Annotated in this window: 16 protein-coding genes; 6 read left to right on the forward strand and 10 right to left on the reverse strand. The window is 71.0% G+C overall.

The features are described from left to right. Positions 1–47: 47 nt before the first annotated feature. The 3 genes from pyk to pta form a co-directional block, all read right to left on the reverse strand. A complete protein-coding gene (gene pyk / locus ACWGO0_RS02985) occupies positions 48–1478 on the reverse strand; it encodes a pyruvate kinase (RefSeq protein ID WP_453527044.1) in 1431 nt (476 codons plus the stop codon). Positions 1479–1552: 74 nt separating this feature from the next. Beyond that, entirely contained in the window at positions 1553–2827 is a 1275-nt protein-coding gene (locus ACWGO0_RS02990) for an acetate kinase (protein ID WP_453527047.1), read from the reverse strand. Between the two features lie 5 nt (positions 2828–2832). After that, the gene (pta, locus tag ACWGO0_RS02995; protein ID WP_453527050.1) at positions 2833–4905 is read right to left on the reverse strand and encodes a phosphate acetyltransferase; all 2073 of its coding nucleotides are present in this window, start codon (positions 4903–4905) and stop codon (positions 2833–2835) included. 310 nt (positions 4906–5215) lie between these two features. Here pta and ACWGO0_RS03000 point away from each other — a divergent pair, with 310 nt between their 5' ends. Beyond that, entirely contained in the window at positions 5216–6241 is a 1026-nt protein-coding gene (locus tag ACWGO0_RS03000; RefSeq protein WP_453527053.1) for an ATP-dependent 6-phosphofructokinase, read from the forward strand. 25 nt (positions 6242–6266) lie between these two features. Here the strand turns inward: ACWGO0_RS03000 and ACWGO0_RS03005 are convergent, their stop codons facing one another. The 3 genes from ACWGO0_RS03005 to ACWGO0_RS03015 form a co-directional block, all read right to left on the reverse strand. Next, a complete protein-coding gene (locus ACWGO0_RS03005) occupies positions 6267–6890 on the reverse strand; it encodes a helix-turn-helix domain-containing protein (protein WP_453527540.1) in 624 nt (207 codons plus the stop codon). A gap of 159 nt (positions 6891–7049) precedes the next feature. Next, complete coding sequence (locus ACWGO0_RS03010) at positions 7050–7724, reverse strand: response regulator (protein ID WP_453527055.1); 675 nt, start codon at positions 7722–7724, stop codon at positions 7050–7052. Further along, positions 7721–9388: a sensor histidine kinase gene (locus tag ACWGO0_RS03015; protein ID WP_453527058.1), complete on the reverse strand. Its 1668-nt coding sequence runs from the start codon at positions 9386–9388 to the stop codon at positions 7721–7723. The genes ACWGO0_RS03010 and ACWGO0_RS03015 overlap by 4 nt, the downstream gene beginning before the upstream one ends. A gap of 161 nt (positions 9389–9549) precedes the next feature. Here ACWGO0_RS03015 and ACWGO0_RS03020 point away from each other — a divergent pair, with 161 nt between their 5' ends. From ACWGO0_RS03020 to trxA, 3 genes are all read left to right on the forward strand, one after another. Further along, a complete protein-coding gene (locus tag ACWGO0_RS03020) occupies positions 9550–10908 on the forward strand; it encodes a cation:dicarboxylate symporter family transporter (protein WP_453527061.1) in 1359 nt (452 codons plus the stop codon). Between the two features lie 67 nt (positions 10909–10975). After that, complete coding sequence (locus ACWGO0_RS03025) at positions 10976–11380, forward strand: MerR family transcriptional regulator (RefSeq protein ID WP_453527064.1); 405 nt, start codon at positions 10976–10978, stop codon at positions 11378–11380. 2 nt (positions 11381–11382) lie between these two features. After that, on the forward strand, positions 11383–11724 hold the full coding sequence (gene trxA / locus ACWGO0_RS03030) for a thioredoxin (protein ID WP_453527067.1): 342 nt from the start codon (positions 11383–11385) through the stop codon (positions 11722–11724). Here trxA and ACWGO0_RS03035 read toward each other — a convergent pair. Continuing rightward, positions 11711–11998 (reverse strand): hypothetical protein, encoded by a 288-nt coding sequence (locus ACWGO0_RS03035; RefSeq protein WP_453527070.1) that lies wholly within the window; start codon positions 11996–11998, stop codon positions 11711–11713. The two genes, trxA and ACWGO0_RS03035, sit on opposite strands and share 14 nt — an antisense overlap. Positions 11999–12094: 96 nt before the next feature. Here ACWGO0_RS03035 and ACWGO0_RS03040 point away from each other — a divergent pair, with 96 nt between their 5' ends. After that, positions 12095–13354 (forward strand): M14 family zinc carboxypeptidase, encoded by a 1260-nt coding sequence (locus ACWGO0_RS03040; protein WP_453527073.1) that lies wholly within the window; start codon positions 12095–12097, stop codon positions 13352–13354. A 14-nt stretch (positions 13355–13368) separates the two neighbouring features. On the opposite strand, the gene ACWGO0_RS03045 is transcribed toward ACWGO0_RS03040, so the two are convergent. Then, entirely contained in the window at positions 13369–14226 is an 858-nt protein-coding gene (locus ACWGO0_RS03045; RefSeq protein WP_453527076.1) for a TIGR04222 domain-containing membrane protein, read from the reverse strand. A gap of 174 nt (positions 14227–14400) precedes the next feature. On the opposite strand from ACWGO0_RS03045, the gene ACWGO0_RS03050 reads away from it, so the two are divergent. Further along, positions 14401–15303, forward strand: a complete 903-nt coding sequence (locus ACWGO0_RS03050) for an NAD(P)-dependent oxidoreductase (protein WP_453527079.1) — start codon at positions 14401–14403, stop codon at positions 15301–15303. A gap of 66 nt (positions 15304–15369) precedes the next feature. Here the strand turns inward: ACWGO0_RS03050 and glgB are convergent, their stop codons facing one another. Then, positions 15370–17829, reverse strand: a complete 2460-nt coding sequence (gene glgB, locus ACWGO0_RS03055; RefSeq protein ID WP_453527082.1) for a 1,4-alpha-glucan branching enzyme — start codon at positions 17827–17829, stop codon at positions 15370–15372. A 47-nt stretch (positions 17830–17876) separates the two neighbouring features. Then, positions 17877–19370, reverse strand: coding sequence for a maltokinase N-terminal cap-like domain-containing protein (locus tag ACWGO0_RS03060; protein WP_453527085.1), 1494 nt, complete (start codon positions 19368–19370; stop codon positions 17877–17879). Positions 19371–19475 lie beyond the last annotated feature (105 nt).

A 19475-nucleotide genomic window follows, 5' to 3' on the forward strand; every position in this document is an offset into this window, starting at 1 on the left:
CGCCTCTTCAGGAGGCGCGGCCCACAGCCGTGTGTCGGACGGGCGCGTCAGTCGCGCTCTGTGCCGCCCAGGTGGTGGACCCGGACCATGTTGGTGGTGCCGGGGACGCCGGGGGGCGAGCCGGCGGTGACGACCATGACGTCGCCGCCGTTGTAGCGGTTGAGCTTCAGCAGTTCCGCGTCCACGAGGTCGACCATGGCGTCCGTGTTGTTCACGTGCGGCACGACGTAGGACTCCACGCCCCAGCTCAGCGCGAGCTGGTTGCGGGTGGACTCCTCGGTGGTGAAGGCCAGGATCGGCTGCGAGGTGCGGTAGCGGGACAGGCGGCGGGCCGTGTCACCGGACTTGGTGAAGGCGACCAGTGCCTTGCCGTCCAGGAAGTCCGCGATCTCGCAGGCCGCGCGGGCGACCGAACCGCCCTGTGTACGGGGCTTCTTGCCCGGCACCAGCGGCTGGAGGCCCTTGGAGAGGAGCTCCTCCTCGGCGGCGACGACGATCTTCGACATCGTCTTGACCGTCTCGATCGGATACGCGCCCACGCTGGACTCCGCGGACAGCATGACCGCGTCGGCCCCGTCCAGGATCGCGTTGGCGACGTCGGACGCCTCGGCGCGCGTCGGGCGCGAGTTGGTGATCATCGACTCCATCATCTGGGTCGCCACGATCACCGGCTTGGCGTTGCGGCGGCACAGCTCGATGAGGCGCTTCTGCACCATCGGGACCTTTTCGAGCGGATACTCGACGGCCAGGTCACCACGGGCGACCATCACGCCGTCGAAGGCGGCGACGACGCCCTCCATGTGCTCGACGGCCTGCGGCTTCTCCACCTTGGCGATGACGGGGACCCGGCGGCCCTCCTCGTCCATCACCTTGTGGACGTCCTTCACGTCCTCGGCGTCCCGCACGAAGGACAGGGCCACCACGTCGCAGCCCATCCGCAGGGCGAACCGCAGGTCCTCGACGTCCTTCTCGGACAGGGCCGGTACGTTCACGGCCGCACCCGGCAGGTTGATGCCCTTGTGGTCGGAGATGACACCGCCCTCGATGACGATGGTCCGGACCCGGGGGCCCTCGACCGCGACGACCTTGAGCTCGACGTTGCCGTCGTTGATCAGGATCGGGTCGCCCTTGGTGACGTCACCGGGCAGCCCCTTGTAGGTGGTGCCGCAGATCGACTTGTCGCCGGGAACGTCCTCGGAGGTGATCGTGAACTCGTCCCCGCGGACCAGCTCGACGGGGCCCTCGGCGAACTTCGCCAGGCGGATCTTCGGTCCCTGGAGGTCCGCGAGGACACCGACCGCGTGGCCGGTCTCGGCGGCGGCCTTGCGGACCCGGTCGTATCGGCCCTGGTGCTCCTCATGGGTGCCGTGACTGAAATTGAAACGGGCCACGCTCATGCCGGCCTCGATCAGAGCGACGAGCTGCTCATGGGAGTCGACGGCGGGACCGAGGGTGCAGACGATTTTGGAACGGCGCATGAGGCGGATCCTATCGGTTTGTTTCGCTGCGGAATATTCCGTCTGGTGGAAGATACAAAGGGGCGCGGGGGCGCTCAGTTGTCGACCTGTCCGACGCCGGTCTCTCCGACGAGCGCGAAGGTCTGGCCGGCGATCTCCAGCTCCTCGTCCGTCGGCACCACGGCGACCGCCACCCGCGCGTAGTTCGGCGAGATCAGCCGCGGTTCGCCGGAGCGCACGGCGTTGAGGTCCGCGTCCACCGCGAGCCCCAGCTCCGCGAGACCGGCGATGGCAGCCTCCCGTACCGGCACCGAGTTCTCCCCGACACCCGCCGTGAACACCACCGCGTCCACCCGCCCGAGGACCGCCGAATAGGCGCCGATGTACTTCTTCAGCCGGTGGATGTAGATGTCGAACGCGAGCGCGGCACGCTCGTCGCCCTCGTCGATCCGGCGGCGGATCTCCCGCATGTCGTTGTCGCCGCAGAGCCCGACGAGACCGCTCTTCTTGTTCAGCAGGACATCGATCTCGTCCGTGGACATCCCCGCCACCCGCTGGAGGTGGAAGGTGACGGCCGGATCGATGTCCCCGGAACGCGTACCCATGACCAGCCCCTCCAAGGGGGTCAGTCCCATCGAGGTGTCCACGCACCGGCCGCCAGCCACCGCGGATGCCGAGGCGCCGTTGCCCAGGTGCAGCACGATGAGGTTGAGGTCCGCCAACGGCCGGTCCAGCAGCTCCGCCGTCTTGCGGGAGACGTACGCGTGCGAGGTGCCGTGGAACCCGTAACGGCGGATGCGGTGCGCGTCGGCCGTCTCGATGTCGATCGCGTACCGCGCCGCGCTCTCCGGCATCGTCGTGTGGAACGCCGTGTCGAAGACCGCGACCTGCGGCAGATCGGGGCGCAGCGCCCGCGCCGTACGGATGCCGGTGATGTTCGCCGGGTTGTGCAGCGGGGCCACCGGGACGAGCCGCTCGATCTCCGCCAGCACCTCGTCCGTGATCACGGTGGGCTCGGTGAACCGCAGTCCGCCGTGCACCACCCGGTGGCCGATCGCCGCGAGTTCGGGGGAGTCCAGGCCGAGTCCGTCGGCCGTCAGCTCCTCGGCAGCCGCCTTCAGGGCCTCCTCGTGATCCGCGATCCGGCCCGTGCGCTCGCGCGGCTCCGCGCCGCCGCCCTCCAGCAGGGTGTGCGTGAGCCGGGAGGTCTCCTCGCCGATCCGCTCCACCAGGCCGGTCGCGAGCCGCGAGTGGTCGCGCATGTCGAGGAGCTGGTACTTCACCGACGAGGAGCCGGAGTTGAGTACGAGGACGCGATGGGGGTGTACGGGGGCCACGGTGGTCTTACCTTCGCTGGTCGGGGTGGTCATCCGGGTCACTCCTCGCCCTGCGCCTGGATCGCGGTGATGGCCACGGTGTTGACGATGTCCTGGACGAGCGCGCCGCGGGACAGGTCGTTGACCGGCTTGCGGAGCCCCTGGAGCACCGGGCCGACGGCCACCGCGCCCGCCGAGCGCTGCACGGCCTTGTAGGTGTTGTTGCCGGTGTTGAGGTCCGGGAAGATCAGCACCGTCGCCTGCCCCGCCACCTCCGAACCGGGCAGCTTCGTCGCCGCGACGGACGGCTCCACAGCGGCGTCGTACTGGATGGGGCCCTCGATCATCAGGTCCGGACGCGCCGCCCGTACCCGCTCCGTCGCCTCCCGCACCTTGTCGACGTCCGCACCCGTTCCCGAGGTGCCCGTCGAGTACGACAGCATCGCGATCCGGGGCTCCACCCCGAACCTGGCGGCGGTCGCGGCCGACTGCACGGCGATGTCCGCGAGCTGCTCCGCGTTCGGATCCGGGTTCACCGCGCAGTCCCCGTACACCAGGACCTTGTCGGCGAGGCACATGAAGAAGACGGAACTGACGATCGAGGCGTCCGGCTTGGTCTTGATGATCTCGAAGGCCGGGCGGATCGTCGCCGCGGTGGAGTGCACCGAGCCGGAGACCATGCCGTCGGCCAGTCCCTCCTGGACCATGAGCGTGCCGAAGTAGTTCACGTCGGACACGACGTCGTACGCGAGCTCCACCGTCACCCCGCGGTGCGCGCGCAGTTGCGCGTAGCGGTCGGCGAAGGACTGGCGCAGTTCGGAGGTCTGCGGGTCGATCAGCTGGGTTCCCGCGAGGTCGATGCCGAGGTCCGCGGTCTTCTTGCGGATCACCTCGACATCGCCGAGGAGCGTCAGCTCGCAGACATCGCGCCGCACCAGCACATCGGCGGCGCGCAGCACCCGCTCCTCGGTCCCCTCGGGCAGGACGACCCGACGCCGCTTGGCGCGGGCCTGTTCCAGCAGATCGTGCTCGAACATCATCGGGGTGACCCGGCCGCTGCGGGCCACGGAGATCCGGTCCAGCAGAGCGCCGGTGTCCACATGGCGCTCGAAGAGGCCGAGCGCGGTCTCCGCCTTGCGGGGCGTCGCCGCGTTCAGCTTGCCCTCCAGCGTGAAGAGTTCCGCCGCGGTGGGGAAGGACCCGCCGGCCACAGCGACGACCGGGGTCCCCGGTGCGAGCCGGGCGGCGAGCCGCAGTATCTCCTCGCCGGGCCGCTCGTCCAGCGTCAGCAGCAGTCCGGCGATGGGCGGCGTGCCCGCGCTGTGCGCGGCCAGCGCGCCGATCACGAGATCGGCCCGGTCGCCGGGGGTGACCACCATGCAGCCGGGTGTCAGCGCGTTCAGTACGTTCGGCAGCATCGCGCCGCCGAAGACGAAGTCCAGGGCGTCGCGGGACAGCCCGGCGTCGTCCCCCAGCAGCACCGTGCCCTCCAGGGCGGCGGTCACCTGGGCGACGGTGGGCGCGGAGAGCGCGGGATCGTCCGGGAGGACCGAACAGAGGACGGGCAGCCGGGCCGTGAGCCGCTCGGCGATCTTCTCGCGGTCCTCGGGCGCCACCCGGTTCACGATCATCGCGAGGACGTCGCAGCCGAGGCCCGCGTAGGCGCGGTAGGCGTTGCGCGTCTCGGCGCGTACGGACTCCGCGGGCTGGCCCTTGCCGCCGACCACCGCGATCACCGAGGCGCCGAACTCGTTGGCCAGGCGGGCGTTGAGCGCCAGCTCGTCCGGGAGCTGCGTGGCGGCGAAGTCGGAGCCGAGGACCAGTACCACCTCGTACGCGCGTGCCACCTGGTGGAAGCGCTCGACGAGCCGGGAGACCAGTTCGTCGGTACCCTGCTCCGCCTGCACCGCGGACGCCTCGTGGTAGTCCATTCCGTATACGGTCTCCGGGCTCTGGCCGAGCCGGTAGCGGGCCCGCAGCAGCTCGAACAGCCGGTCGGGGCCGTCATGCACCAGCGGGCGGAAGACTCCGACCCGGTCCACCTGACGCGTCAGTAGCTCCATGACTCCCAGGTCGACGACCTGACGGCCGTCCCCCCGGTCGATTCCCGTCACGTACACGCTGCGCGCCACGCGTGCTCTCCCGTCCTGATCGGCCGTTTCAACCGGTTGGGGTGGTGATATCCCGAAAGGGGTGTCATTGGCTTGCATTGCTCTTGACGATACCTGCGGGGACTGCGTGGGCGCCCGCCGGAGAGGGCCTCTGCGGGGGTCGTTCACAGGGCGTTCCCGGGCTGTTCCCGGAGTCCGGTTTCTTCCGCCGGTGCAGCCGAAAGCGCGGGGCCCGGACCCGGCGTGGGACAATCGCCGTGGCTCACGGTACGGGGGTCCCTTCGGGGAGCCGCCCGAATGCACGGCACTAGCGAGCAGGAGACCCAGGACGATGCGCATCGGAATTCTCACCGCAGGCGGCGACTGCCCCGGCCTGAACGCAGTGATCCGGTCGGTCGTCCACCGAGCCGTGGTGGGTCACGGCGACGAGGTCATCGGCTTCGAGGACGGGTTCAAGGGGCTGCTCGACGGCCACTTCCGGCCGCTCGACCTCAACGCCGTCAGCGGCATCCTGGCTCGTGGCGGGACGATCCTCGGCTCGGCCCGCCTGGAGCGCGACCGGCTGCGGGAAGCCGCCGAGAACTGTGACGAGCTGAGCCGCCGTTACGGCATCGACGCGCTGATCCCGATCGGCGGCGAGGGCACGCTGACCGCCGCCCGGATGCTGTCGGACGCCGGAATGCCCGTCGTCGGTGTCCCCAAGACCATCGACAACGACATCTCCGCCACCGACCGGACCTTCGGCTTCGACACCGCGGTCGGTGTCGCAACCGAAGCCATAGACCGCCTCAAGACGACCGCCGAATCGCACCAGCGGGTGATGGTCGTCGAGGTGATGGGCCGCCACGCGGGCTGGATCGCGCTGGAGTCCGGCATGGCGGGCGGTGCGCACGGCATCTGTCTGCCGGAGCGGCCCTTCGAGGTCGACGACTTGGTCAAGATGGTCGAGGAGCGCTTCGCGCGCGGCAAGAAGTTCGCCGTGATCTGCGTCGCCGAGGGCGCGCACCCGGCCGAGGGCTCCATGCCGTACGCGAAGGGCGAGATCGACCAGTTCGGGCACGAGCGCTTCACCGGCATCGGCAACCGGCTCGCCATCGAGCTGGAGCGGCGGCTCGGCAAGGAGGCCAGGCCGGTCATCCTCGGACACGTACAGCGCGGTGGGACACCGACCGCGTACGACCGGGTGCTCGCGACCCGCTTCGGCTGGAACGCGGTGGAGGCCGCTCACCGCGGCGAGTTCGGCAGGATGACGGCGCTGCGGGGCAACGAGATCGCCATGGTCCCGCTCGCCGACGCGGTGACCCGCCTGAAGACGGTGCCGGCGGACCGGATGTACGAGGCCGAGTCGGTCTTCTGACCCCGGGGGAGAGGGGGCGGCGCCGCTACCCGCCCGCCGTGCGCCAGAAGTGCTCGACGACCCGCGCCAGGAAGGCGCGGCCCGCGTCGCCCGTCGACTCGGGGCGCTGCGTGTCGGCGCTGCTCCAGCTCAGGGTCGACACCATCAGCGACTGGTAGTCGGCGTGCAGCTGCTCCAGTACGTCCTGGATCAGGCCCCGGTCCAGCGGTACGAGCTTGGCCACCGGGCGTACGTACGCCTGCCAGCGCGTCGTCACCGCGCTGTTCAGCAGCTCCGCCAGCTCCTCGTTCCGGCCGCTCGCCGTCAGGAACTGCGAGGCGGTCAGCTCCAGCGCCTCGCACAGCGCCGCGGACTGGCGCTCGTTTCCGCGCCAGCGGCCCGACTCCTCCATCCGCAGATACGCGGCCCCGGTGATTCCGACCCGGCCGGCAAGATCGTCCACCGCGAGGCCCCGGGTCAGCCGGTGCTCCCGCAGCGTGGAGGCGGCGGTCAGCAGCTCGCCCGGCGCGCACCACAGCACACCGGCGAGCGCCGTCAGCTCGCGCTCGGTCGGCGTCGCCGTACCGCGCTCCCAGGCGATCACCGTCTCCGGCGGCAGCCGGAGACCGTACTGGGCGGCGAGACCGTAGGCGACATGACCGGGTGCCATCCCCAGAGCCTCGCGAAGTCGGCGCGCGGCGGGGGCGTTGAAGGGCGGAGTTGGGTGCACGGCCCCACCGTAAGAGCCCGCAGACCCCCTGGCTACGGTCGGTTCCGCCCAGATCACCCTTCGTAGGAACCTACTAGGACGAACCGGGCCCCGCGGACTTCACTGCCCTTCCGGGACCCAGCGATAGTGCAGCTCAGGGCGCCCTACCTGCCCGTAATGCGGTCTGCGCGCCGCGCGGCCCACGGTCACCAGATGTTCCAGATAGCGGCGCGCCGTGATCCGCGAGATCCCCAGCGCCTCACCGGCCGCCGCCGCCGTCAGCCCTTCCCCGGCGTCCCGCAGGGCCCGGGTCACCGCCTCCAGGGTCGGCCCGCTCAGCCCCTTGGGGAGCGCCGAGGGATGGGTGACCCGCAGCGCGCCGAGTGCCCGGTCGACCTCCTCCTGGCCGCTCGCCTCACCCGCCGCCGCCCGGAACTCGGCGTAACGCACCAGCCGGTCCCGGAGGGTGGGGTACGTGAACGGCTTCAGCACGTACTGGACGACACCGAGCGACACCCCTTCCCGCACCACCGCGAGATCACGCGCCGACGTCACGGCGATGACGTCGGCCGCATGACCGGCGGCCCGCAGCGAGCGCAGCAGCTGAAGGCCGTGCCCGTCCGGCAGATACAGATCCAGGAGCAGCAGATCCACAGGTGTGCGGTCCAGCGCCCGCACCGCCTCCGCCCGCGAGTGCGCCACGGCCGCCACCTCGAAGCCCGGCACCCGGCCCACGTACAGCTGATGGGCGTCCGCGGCCACCGGGTCGTCCTCGACGACCAGCACCCGGATCATGCGGTGACCTCCTTGCCCGTACGCTCCCGAAGCGGCAGCCGCACCGTGAACTCGGCGCCGCCGTCCGCGCCCCGGGTCAGTGCGATCGTCCCGCCGTTGCGGTGCGCGGCCTGCCGTACGAGCGCGAGACCTAGCCCGCGCCCGGCGCCGCGCGTCGACCAGCCGCGCCGGAAGACCTCGTCGGCGTCGTCGGGGCCGATGCCCGCCCCGGTGTCCGCGACCGCCAGCAGCAGTTCACCGTCACCCGCGAGCGCCGTCACCGTGACCCGGGCCCGCGATCCGGAACGCGGGGCGGGGATGGACACGGCGCCCGGCTCCGCGCCCTGGCCGCCGGTCGCCGCCTCCGATGCCGCGTCGACCGCGTTGTCGATCAGATTGCCGAGGATGGTCACGAGATCGCGCTGCGCCAGCGTCGGGGGCAGCGCCCCGTCGTCGATCAGGCTGTGGTCCGCGAGCACCAGCTCCACGCCCCGCTCGTTCGCCTGCGCCGCCTTGCCGAGCAGCAGCGCGGCCAGCACCGGTTCGGCGACCGCGCCCACGACCCGGTCGGTGAGCACCTGGGCCAGCTCCAGTTCCGCCGTGGCGAAGTCCACCGCCTCATCGACGCGGCCCAGTTCGATCAGCGACACCACGGTGTGCAGCCGGTTCGCCGCCTCGTGGGCCTGCGAGCGCAGCGCCTGCGTGAAACCGCGCTCCGAGTCCAACTCGCCCGACAGTGCCTGTAGTTCGGTGTGGTCCCGCAGAGTCACCACAGTGCCGCGCTGCTCCCCGCCCACCACCGGACGGGTGTTGACGACGATCACCCGGTCCGCCGCCAGGTGGACCTCGTCGACCCGGGGCTCGGAGGCCAGCAGCGCCCCGGTCAGTGGGGCGGGTAGTTCGAGCTCGGCGACGGTCCGCCCGACCGCGCCCGGCTCCAGGCCGAGCAGCTCCCGGCCCGCGTCGTTGATCAGCGCGATCCTGCGCCGCCCGTCGAGCATCAGCAGGCCCTCGCGGAGCGCGTGCAGCGTGGCCTCGTGGTAGTCGTGCATCCGGCTCAGCTCACCCGCGTTCATACCGTGCGTGTGGCGCCGCAGCCGGGCGTTGATCACATACGTACCGAGTCCGCCGAGGGCCAGCGCACCGCCCGCCGCGAGCCCCAGCGCGCCCAGCTGCTCGCGCACCTGGGTGGAGACCCGCTCGACCGTGATGCCCGCACTGACCAGCCCGGTGATCTTTCCGCCGTCCCGGACCGGCGTCACGACCCGTATCGAGGGGCCGAGCGTGCCGGTGTACGTCTCGGTGAACGTCTCGCCGCGCAGCGCCTGAGCGGTGTGCCCGAGGAAGGTCTCGCCGATCCGCTCGGTGTCCGGATGCGTCCAGCGGACCAGCTGCGGACTCATGATCGTGACGAACGCGATCCCGGTCTCCTCGCGGACCTGTTCCGCGTACGGCTGGAGCACGGCCGAGGGGTCCGGGGTGCGGATCGCCTCCCGTACGGAGGGAGAACCGGCCACCGCCACCGCAGCGGCCCGCACCTGCCGGGTGGCGGTCTCCTCCGCCTGTGCGCTCCCGGAGGCGTACGCGAAGAAGGCGCACCCCGCGACGACAGCGGCCACCAGCACGACCTGCATGGCGAAGAGCTGGCCGGCCAGGCTGCGGGGGCGGGTACGGGGGAGGCGCATGCCGACCAGTCTGCCTGGCCCGGCCCGCCGCACGGCGGGTGGCTTGAACCCGACCGTGAACGATATGAACGCAACGGTGACGGGGGTCACAGGGCGCTGGATAGTCACCGAAGCCCCCAGGGACGGGGGAGCGACCGCGACATTCAGCCGAGGAGGCCCCCGTGGCAGCAGCAGCCGCAAGGCGGGACCGGACCCATTATCTCTATCTGGCCGTGATCGGAGCCGTGGTTCTCGGCATTCTCGTGGGCTTCGTCGCCCCCGGGGTGGCCGTGGAGCTCAAGCCCATCGGCACCGGTTTCGTGAACCTGATCAAGATGATGATCTCGCCGATCATCTTCTGCACGATCGTGCTGGGCGTCGGCTCCGTACGAAAGGCCGCCAAGGTCGGCGCCGTCGGCGGGCTCGCCCTCGGCTACTTCCTGGTGATGTCGACGGTCGCCCTGGCCATCGGCCTCGTCGTCGGCAACATCCTGGAGCCGGGCTCCAGCCTCCACATCACCGATGCGGCCCGCGCCGCGGGCTCGGAGCAGGCGGCGGGCGCCAGCGAGTCGACCGTGGACTTCCTGCTCGGCATCATCCCGACCACCATGGTCTCCGCCTTCACCGGCGGCGAGGTCCTCCAGACCCTGCTCATCGCCCTGCTCGCGGGCTTCGCGCTCCAGGCCATGGGCGCGGCGGGCGAACCGGTCCTGCGTGGCATCGGGCACATCCAGCGGCTGGTCTTCCGCATCCTCGCCATGATCATGTGGGCCGCCCCGGTGGGCGCGTTCGGCGCGATGGCCGCGGTGGTCGGCGAGACCGGCGTGGACGCGCTGAAGTCCCTGGCGATCATCATGGTCGGCTTCTACGTCACCTGCGCGCTGTTCGTCTTCGTGGTGCTCGGCACGATCCTGCGGCTCGTGGCCGGGGTTAATCTCCTCTCCCTGCTGAAGTACCTGGGCCGCGAGTTCCTGCTGATCCTGTCCACGTCCTCCTCGGAGTCGGCCCTGCCCCGGCTGATCGCGAAGATGGAGCACCTGGGTATCAGCAAGCCGGTCGTCGGCATCACCGTGCCGACCGGCTACTCCTTCAACCTCGACGGCACCGCGATCTACCTCACGATGTCCTCGCTCTTCATCGCCAACGCGATGGGCGACCCGCTGACCGCGAGCGAGCAGATCTCGCTCCTGGTCTTCATGGTGATCGCATCGAAGGGCGCCGCGGGCGTCACCGGCGCCGGACTCGCCACCCTCGCGGGCGGCCTCCAGTCCCACCGCCCCGAACTGGTCGACGGAGTCGGCCTGATCGTCGGCATCGACCGCTTCATGAGCGAGGCCCGCGCCCTCACGAACTTCGCGGGCAACGCGGTCGCCACGGTCCTGGTCGGCACCTGGACCAAGGAGATCGACAAGGGCCGCGTCGACGAAGTCCTCGCCGGCCGGATCCCGTTCGACGAGAAGACCCTCACCGACGACATCGCGCCGGTGGAGAGCGCGATCCCCGAGCCCCGTGAGGGCGCCGAGGTGCCGGCGAAGGTCTGACGGGCGGGACGGGCGGCGGTGCCCCGGCCCTTGCCTTGACGTCCGCGTCAAGGATTACGGTCGGGGCATGCGAATCGGGGAGCTGGCCGAACGGGCCGGGACGACCACGCGGACTCTGCGCTACTACGAGTCACGCGGGCTGCTGCACGCACGGCGGGCGGTGAACGGCTACCGCACGTACGACGAGCACGATCTGCGGATGCTCCAGCAGATCCGGACCCTTCAGGACTTCGGGTTCGATCTTGAGGAGACCCGCCCGTTCGTCGACTGCCTGCGCGCGGGCCACCCGGCCGGCGACGCATGCCCGGCCTCCCTCGCCGTCTACCGCCGCAAACTCGGTGAACTCGACACACTCATCGAGCAGTTGCAGACGGTCAGGGCGGAAGTGGGTACGCAGTTGGCCCGCGCCGAGCTGGAGGCGTCGGCCGATCTGCCCGGCGGACCCGAACCACGTTGCGAACTGGGAGGATGACGATGATTCACGCAGAAGGTGTCGCCGAGGTCACCGACGCGACCTTCGACGAGGAGGTACTGGGAGCGGGCCTCCCGGTGCTGGTCGAGTTCACCGCCGACTGGTGCGGCCCCTGCCGCCAGCTCGCCCCCGTGCTCAGCGCGGTGGCGGCGGAGGAGAGCGACCGGATCAAGGTCGTCCAGATCGACGTGGACGCCAACCCGGGCATCACGTCCCGTTACGCGGTGCTGTCGATGCCGACCCTGATGGTGTTCCAGGCGGGCGAGCCGGTGAAGTCGATGGTCGGCGCCCGCCCCAAGCGCAAGCTCCTCCAGGAACTGGAGGACGTGCTCACGCCGGCCTGAGCGCTGCGCCGGGACGCAGTACCGCTACCGCCGAGGTGGCGATCACTGCGACAAGGGTGACGAGCGTGATGACGGTCGTCGTGACCAGGAACGCGCTGGAGGAGCCCAGGTTCTCGGCGGTGTTCGGGGTGGCGAAGGCGCCGATTCCGAGGGCCAGGGCGACGCCCGCCGTCCAGCGCCCGGGCCGCCACAGCACCAGGCCGGCGGTGGCCGCGCCTCGCCCCGCGCCGGCCAATCCCGGCCCTCGGGGCCGTTCGCCGACCTGGGCATTCATGTACGCCCCATTGACCTTTCCCTGACCCACGGGTCAGCATCATCCGGAACGCCCCCCACGCCAGTCCCGCCCGTAACGTCGTGAGGAGCCTGCCCCATGCGCACCTACCGCAGCACGCGGAACACCCGTACGCGAGCGCTACGCACAGCCGTTGCCACCGTCGCCGCCTCCGCCGCCCTCGGCACCGTACTGGTCACCTCGCCGGCGGCAGCCACCGCGACGGCCGCCGAAAGCGATCCCGGTAACTGCAAGACCTCCGACGATCCGTCCTGGTCCGGCTGGACCGACCACAATCAACTCGGCGCCACACTGCGGCAGATCGAGAAGACCAGCAAGGGCCGGGTGCAGGTAGAGGTCGCCGGGCGCACCACCCAGGACCGCGAACTGTGGGCCGCGCGAGTCGGCACAGGCCCCCGCGTTCTGATGGTCACCAGCGCCATTCACGGCAACGAGCGCACCGGCACGGAGGCCCTCATCGGCATCCTCAAGGAGCTCGGTTCGAGCTCTGATCCGAAGACCGCCGAACTCCTCAGCAAAATCACCCTGGTTGCCATGCCGATGGTCAACCCGGACGGCGGCGAGCTCAACCGTCGTATCAACGTACGCTCCTGGGACCAGACCGCCGCGCAGTTCCCCCAGCTGACCGGGGCGCCGCGGGCCTGGTACCACAGCCTCAGCGGCGACGGCATCGATCAGCCCGGCTATGACCTCAACCGGGACTTCAACCCGGATCTGAACTACGTCCCGCGGGCCTCCGACCTCCCCGGTGAGCAGACCGGCGCCGGATTCTTTCTCTCCCCCGAGTCGCGCGCGATCCGTGACACGTACGTGAAGATGCGCAATGAGAAGGGATCTGTCGACGGGTTCATCGATCTGCACCACATGGGTCCCTGCGAGCGCATCACGGGCGGCCCTCAGGACGGCAAGCTGATCACGGTCTCGCTGGACTATCCGCCACTCGGCGTGAACGACGGGGCCAAGTACAAGAAGCAGTGGCCGAAGCTGGACCAGGACAAGTCCCGCCGCTATGCGCTCACGGTGGCCAACGGCATCGCCGACGCATACGGCGAGCAGTCGAGGCTCGCCGCGACCGGCCGCTACCTCCACCCCGACGCGCGCGAATACGCCGGCCAGGGCCGCTCCGCCTTCGCCCTCAACGGAACCGGCACAGTCCTCTTCGAAGTCCGTGGGCAGCAGGACGACTTGGGGCAGAGGCAGCACGGCATGTTCGTCCAGTCCGTACGTACCGGAGTGGAATCCCTGATGACGGGCCTGGCCACGGGCAGCGCCGACCGGGTCAAGGGGGACGACTTCTTCAAGCTGCCGGACTACGGGTGGGAGACCACGGCGGACTGACCTCGAGGTCAGGATCAGGGGTTGCCACCCCCGCAGCCTGAGCCTGAGCCGCAGCTGTGGTGGCTGCCCGTGCCGTCCGGCGCCTGGTCCGGGTGCCTGTCCTCCTCCCGGTCCAGCGCCTTGCCCAGTTTCGTCAGCTGCCTGCCGATCGACGGCAGGCCGCCGGGACCACCCTGGCGGCGCGGTCCTCCAGGTGGTTCCGGGAGCCCGGCGCGCCCGTCGAGGACGACGGCCCCGAGCTCCGTACCCGCCCAGGGCGCGGTCCGGCGGGCCGTCGCGAGGCGGCGACGGCCCGCCGGGGTGCGCAGGCCGCGCACCGGGCACAGCACGCGCACGAGCAGGCCGGCGCCGCCCAGGAGGAGCAGGTCGAGCAGGTGCGGGGTACTCCGGACCGCCGTTGTCACGATGAGCGCGGCTGTCACGCACACCGCCGCGGTCAGCGCTCGTGCAGCGGCTCTCCGGGCCCTGGTCCGCTCGGGGCGGGGCACCAGGCCGTACGAGACGAGCCGGTCGCGGACCTCCCGTACCGCGTGACTCCGCGCGCCCCGCGCCCGCAGACGGGACGGAGAGCTCCCGCCGGCGGCGTGCCACGCCTCGGCGAGCGCGCGCTCCACCGGGTCGTCGGCGCCCTCGAGCGGCGGGCCGAGCCGCAGTCGGCCGCCTGCGAGGGAGGCGAAGCGTGAGTCCGCGCCCCAGATCCCGTACAGCGCCGCTTCCACGACCCGCTGCGAGCCGCCCGCCAGATATGCCACCTCGTAGGGACCCAGCTCCGGATGGCGTGCACGCCACGGGCGGCGGCCGGAGAGCGCGAGCGCGAGGGTGCAGGCGGTCGCGGTGACCACCATGTCGATGACGATGAGTACGGTCCACATGGCAGCCCCCGATAGCTGTTTCCATGGGTATCTCCGACCGAGGCCACCGCGAAGCCCAATGGGTCTTATTTCAGAGCTTGTTCAGAGGTTTCTGGCCCGGCGGGCGGCCCGCATGCTTACCTCGCGGGGGGTATCCGACAATTAAGTGGGTTCTATGCAGCCCGTTCCGTCGCGATGACCATGGTGCGTATGACGACGCAAAACAACACCTCTTCCACTCCTGTCACGGTTATCGGCCTCGGCGCCATGGGCCAGGCTCTCGCCGGAGCCTTTCTCGACGCCGGACTCCCCACCACCATCTGGAACCGCTCCACGGACAAGGGCGAGGCGCTCGTCGCACGAGGGGCGGTCCGTGCCGCGTCCGCCGAAGAGGCCGTGCTCGCCTCCGAGTTGGTCGTCGTCTGCGTCGTCGACTACGACGCATCGCAGAAGATCCTTGCCCCGCTGGCGGGCGCCCTGGCCGGGCGGGTGCTGGTCAATCTCACGTCCGACACCCCGCAGCGGGCCAGGGAGGCGGCGGTCTGGGCCGAGGAGCACTCGCTCGACTACCTCGACGGCGCGATCATGGTGCCGGTCCCGGTCGTCGGCGGACCGGAGGCGCTGATCTTCTACGCCGGTGACCGGGCGGCGTACGAGAAGTACGAGTCCGTGCTCAAGGCGCTCGGTGCGCCGGCGGCCTTCCTCGGGGAGGACCACGGGCTGGCAGCCGCCTACGACATGGCGATGCTCGACTTCTTCTACGGGGCCATGGGCGGCATGGTGCACGCCTTCGCGCTGGCCAGGGCGGAGGGCGTGGAGGCCGCGGCGCTCGCGCCGTATCTGAACACGATCGCCGCCATCCTGCCGCCGATCGTGGCGGGCACGGCCGTGGACATCGACGCCCGCACGTACGACGGGGCGGAGGCCAATCTCGCCATGATGACCGCGAGCGTCGATCACATCCTGCACACCGCGCGCGAGCGTGGGCTGGACACCGCGCAGTTGGAGGCGGTCAAGGCGGTCTCGGAGCGCGCCATCGCGAAGGGGCACGGCCGTGACTCCTGGGCGAGCACCTTCGAGGCGCTCGGCGGGGTGTGAGAGAGGGGCGTGAGTGCGGGGCCCGCGCCGATGGAGAGATTCGGCGCGGGCCCCGGGCTCGTGTTGTCAGGACGGCCTGAAGTACACCGTGGCCAGCGGCGGCAGGGTCAGGAGCACGCTGGTCTGCCTGCCGTGCATGGCCACCGCCTCCGGCTTCAGCGGCTCCTCGTTGCGCACGTCACCGCCGCCGTAACGGGCCGAGTCCGTGTTCAGGACCTCCACCCAGCTCTCGAAGCCCTCCGGCACACCGACGCGGTAGTCGTGGCGCACCACCGGGGAGAAGTGCGAGATCGCCAGGAGCGGTGAACCGTCCGCGTCGTAGCGCAGGAACGCGAACACGTTGTCCTCGGACGCGCCCCCGTCGACCCAGGCGAAGCCCTCCGGCGCGGTGTCGCGCTGCCAGAGGGCCGGCACCGCCCCGTACACCGCGTTGAGGTCGGCCACCAGCGTGCGTACGCCGCGATGGTCGGCCGAGGCCTCGTACGAGGTGTCGAGCAGCCACCAGTCGGGGCCGTGCCCCTCGGACCACTCCGCCCCCTGGGCGAACTCCTGGCCCATGAAGAGGAGTTGCTTGCCCGGGTGGGCCCACATGAAGCCGAGATACGCGCGGTGGTTGGCGCGCTGTTGCCACCAGTCGCCCGGCATCTTGCTGACCAGCGCCTGCTTCCCGTGCACCACCTCGTCGTGCGAGATCGGCAGGACGTAGTTCTCGCTGTACGCGTACACCATCGAGAAGGTCATCTCGTTGTGGTGGTACTTGCGGTGCACCGGCTCCTTGGAGACGTAGACCAGCGAGTCGTGCATCCAGCCCATGTTCCACTTCAGGCCGAAGCCGAGACCGCCGTGGTCCGTGGCGCGGGTGACGCCCTCCCAGGCGGTCGACTCCTCGGCGATGGTGACCACGCCGGGGTTGCGCCGGTAGACCGTCGCGTTCATCTCCTGGAGGAAGCTCACCGCGTCCAGGTTCTCCCTGCCCCCGAACTCGTTCGGCGACCACTGGCCGTCCTCGCGGGAGTAGTCGAGGTAGAGCATCGAGGCCACCGCGTCCACCCGCAGGCCGTCGATGTGGAACTCCTCGCACCAGTAAGTGGCGTTGGCCACCAGGAAGTTGCGGACCTCCTTGCGGCCGTAGTCGAACTCCAGGGTGCCCCAGTCCGGGTGCGCGGCCCGGGACGGGTCGGAGTGCTCGTACAGCGGGCGTCCGTCGAACTCCGCGAGTGCCCAGTCGTCGCGCGGGAAGTGCGCCGGTACCCAGTCCATGAGGACGCCGATGCCCGCCGTGTGCAGTGCGTCGACCAGGAAGCGGAAGTCGTCCGGGCTGCCCATGCGGGACGTCGGCGCGTAGAAGCCGGTGACCTGGTAGCCCCAGGAGCCGCCGAACGGGTGCTCCGACACCGGCATCAGCTCGACGTGGGTGAAGCCCAGTTCCTTCACGTACGAGGGGAGTTGCTTGGCCAGCTGGCGGTACGTCAGTCCGGGGCGCCAGGACGGCAGATGCACCTCGTAGACGGAGAACGGGGACTCGTGGACCGGGCGGTCGCCCCGGTGCGCCATCCAGTCCGCGTCCCTCCACTCGTGGTGCGATGCCGTGACCACCGAGGCGGTGGCGGGCGGCACCTCCGCGTGCCGGGCCATCGGATCGGCCCGCTGGGTGTGCGACCCGTCGGGCCGGCAGATGTCGTACTTGTAGACGGAGCCCTCGCCCACCCCGGGAAGGAACACCTCCCAGATGCCGGAGGAGCCGAGCGAGCGCATCGGGAAGGCTTTGCCGTCCCAGTAGTTGAAGTCGCCCGTGACACGGACCCCGCGGGCGTTCGGCGCCCACACGGTGAAGCGGGTGCCGGCGACGCCCTGGTGTTCCATCGGCTGGGAGCCGAGCGCGGTCCACAGCTCCTCGTGCCGTCCCTCGCCGATCAGATGCAGGTCGAGTTCGCCGAGCGCGGGCAGGAAGCGGTACGGGTCGTGGACCTCGATCTCGTTGTCCTCGTAGGCGACCGCGAGCCGGTACTCGGGAACGTCGGACAGCGGCAGGACCCCGGCGAAGAACCCGTCGCCGTCCTCGTGCAGTTCCGCCCGCAGCCCGTCGGCGAGCACGGTCACCGAACGCGCGAAGGGGCGCAGCGCACGGAACTCCACGCCACCCCGGGTCAGGTGCGCGCCCAGCAGGTCGTGCGGGGCGTGGTGCTCACCGGCGAGCAGCCGGGCCCGGTCCCCGCCGTCCATGGCGACGGCGGGCAGCACGCCCTTGCTGCCGCCGCCGCGCCTGGGGCGGGGCGGTGCGGCGGCGGCCCGCTTGGCCCGGGTCCGCTTGACTGGCGGCGCGGTGGCCGCCGTGGCCGGGGCCGGGGATGCGGCCGGGGGCGCGCCCTTCGCAGCGGCCCTGGATGCGGCCTTCGCCGCAGGTGCGGCGGGTGAGGCAGGTGCGGCGGGTGCGGTCGGGGCGGAGACCTCGGTGGTCACCGGCTGCTGGACGGACGGGACCTCGATGGGGTCCGACGTTTTGCGGGACGGCTTGCGGGCGGTCACAGAGACTGCCTCCTCGGAGGGGGAGAGGTGGGAAGAGCGGGTGGGGTTCAGTCGGTCGCCGTGGCCAGGCGCTGGATCGCGGCCATCGGGACCGGCAGCCAGTCGGGCCGGTTGCGTGCCTCGTACAGCACCTCGTAGACCGCCTTGTCGGTCTCGTACGCGCGCAGCAGTTCCGGTTCGGCGCGCGGATCGGAACCCGCGGCCTCCGCGTACCCCTCGCAGTACGCGGCGCGGCAGCGCGCCGCCCACTCGGCGTTCCACGGGCGGTGCGAGCGGGCCGCGTAGTCGAAGGAGCGGAGCATGCCCGCGACATCGCGCACCGGCGGCTGCGGACGGCGGCGTTCCGGAAGGGGCCTCGCGGGCTCCCCCTCGAAGTCGATCAGTGACCAGAAACCGTCCTCGGCGCGCAGGGTCTGACCGAGATGGAGGTCGCCGTGGACCCGCTGGGCCGCCCAGCCGCCCTGGTGGCCGAGTGCGGCGACGGCGTCGAAGGCGGTGCGCAGCCCGGACACGTACGGCACGAGTGCCGGGACGGCCTGGGCGGCGGCCTCAAGACGCTCCGTCATCCCGGCGACGAGATGCCTGGTCTGCGAGCGGCGCAGCGCGGGCGTCGGCAGCGCCGCCGCGAGCGCGGTGTGCACCTCAGCGGTGGCCCGGCCCAGGGCGTGCGCCTCCGGTACGAAGTCCCGGCCCGCGGCGAGCGCGCCGAGGGCGAGCTGCCAGCCGTCCCGCGCGCCGTGCAGGAAGGGCTGCAGCACGCCGAGCGTGACCGGCTCGGGAGCGGTGGCCTCGAACCAGGCGACCGGGGCGGGCACCCGGCCGCAGCCCTCGCGGGTGAGCGCGAGCGGCAGCTCCAGATCGGGGTTGGTGCCCGGGAAGACCCGGCGGAAGATCTTGAGGATGTAGGCGTCGCCGTAGACGAGCGAGGAGTTGGACTGCTCGGCGTCGAGCACCCGGGGAGCGAGCCCGGAGGGGATCGCGGCGGCCCGGTCGAAGCGGAGCGGGCCCAGGGTTCCGGGGCGGCGGAACCGTTCCAGCAGAAGTTCGGCGACGCGCGGGTCGTGCAGGCCCTCGTAGACCGTGTGGCCGGCCAGCGGGCCGTCCTGGAGCCGGCCGATGAGGGCGGGGGCGAGCAGCGGCGGCAGCGTGGCCCGTACCCCGAGCAGCAGTTGATAGCAGTCGCCCGCCCCGTTCGCGGGCAGGCCGGGCTGGTGGGCCCTGACCAGCAGATGGAGCAGTCCGGGACCCGTACCGGCAGAGCTCACCGCCAGTATCTCGGTCGCCGAGACGAGCGAGAAGTGGGTGACCGGCTGCCCCTTGCCCGCGAACCAGCGCTGCCCGGGCAGCCAGGCGTGGAGCAGGGGAGCGAGGGAAGGCAGGAGATCCGGGCCCGCGATCGGTGTCCCGGTGGCGGCGCTGTCCGTCGTGCCCGCCTCGGGGCCCTTCTGCGGAGGCGGTTGCGTGCTTGTTCTCGTGCTCGTTCTTGTGCTCTTCGTTTTACTCTTCGATGTGGCGACTCGAGTGGATGCAGCCTCCGACATGGCATCGCGTCCTTTCCCCGGGCACACCACAGGATGCGAAGAGTGTCCCGGATTGCGGCAATGGCTGTCCGGCTGTGCGGGACGTGTCGGGAGAGGATTGTCCGT

Source organism: Streptomyces sp. NPDC055749, assembly GCF_053617235.1.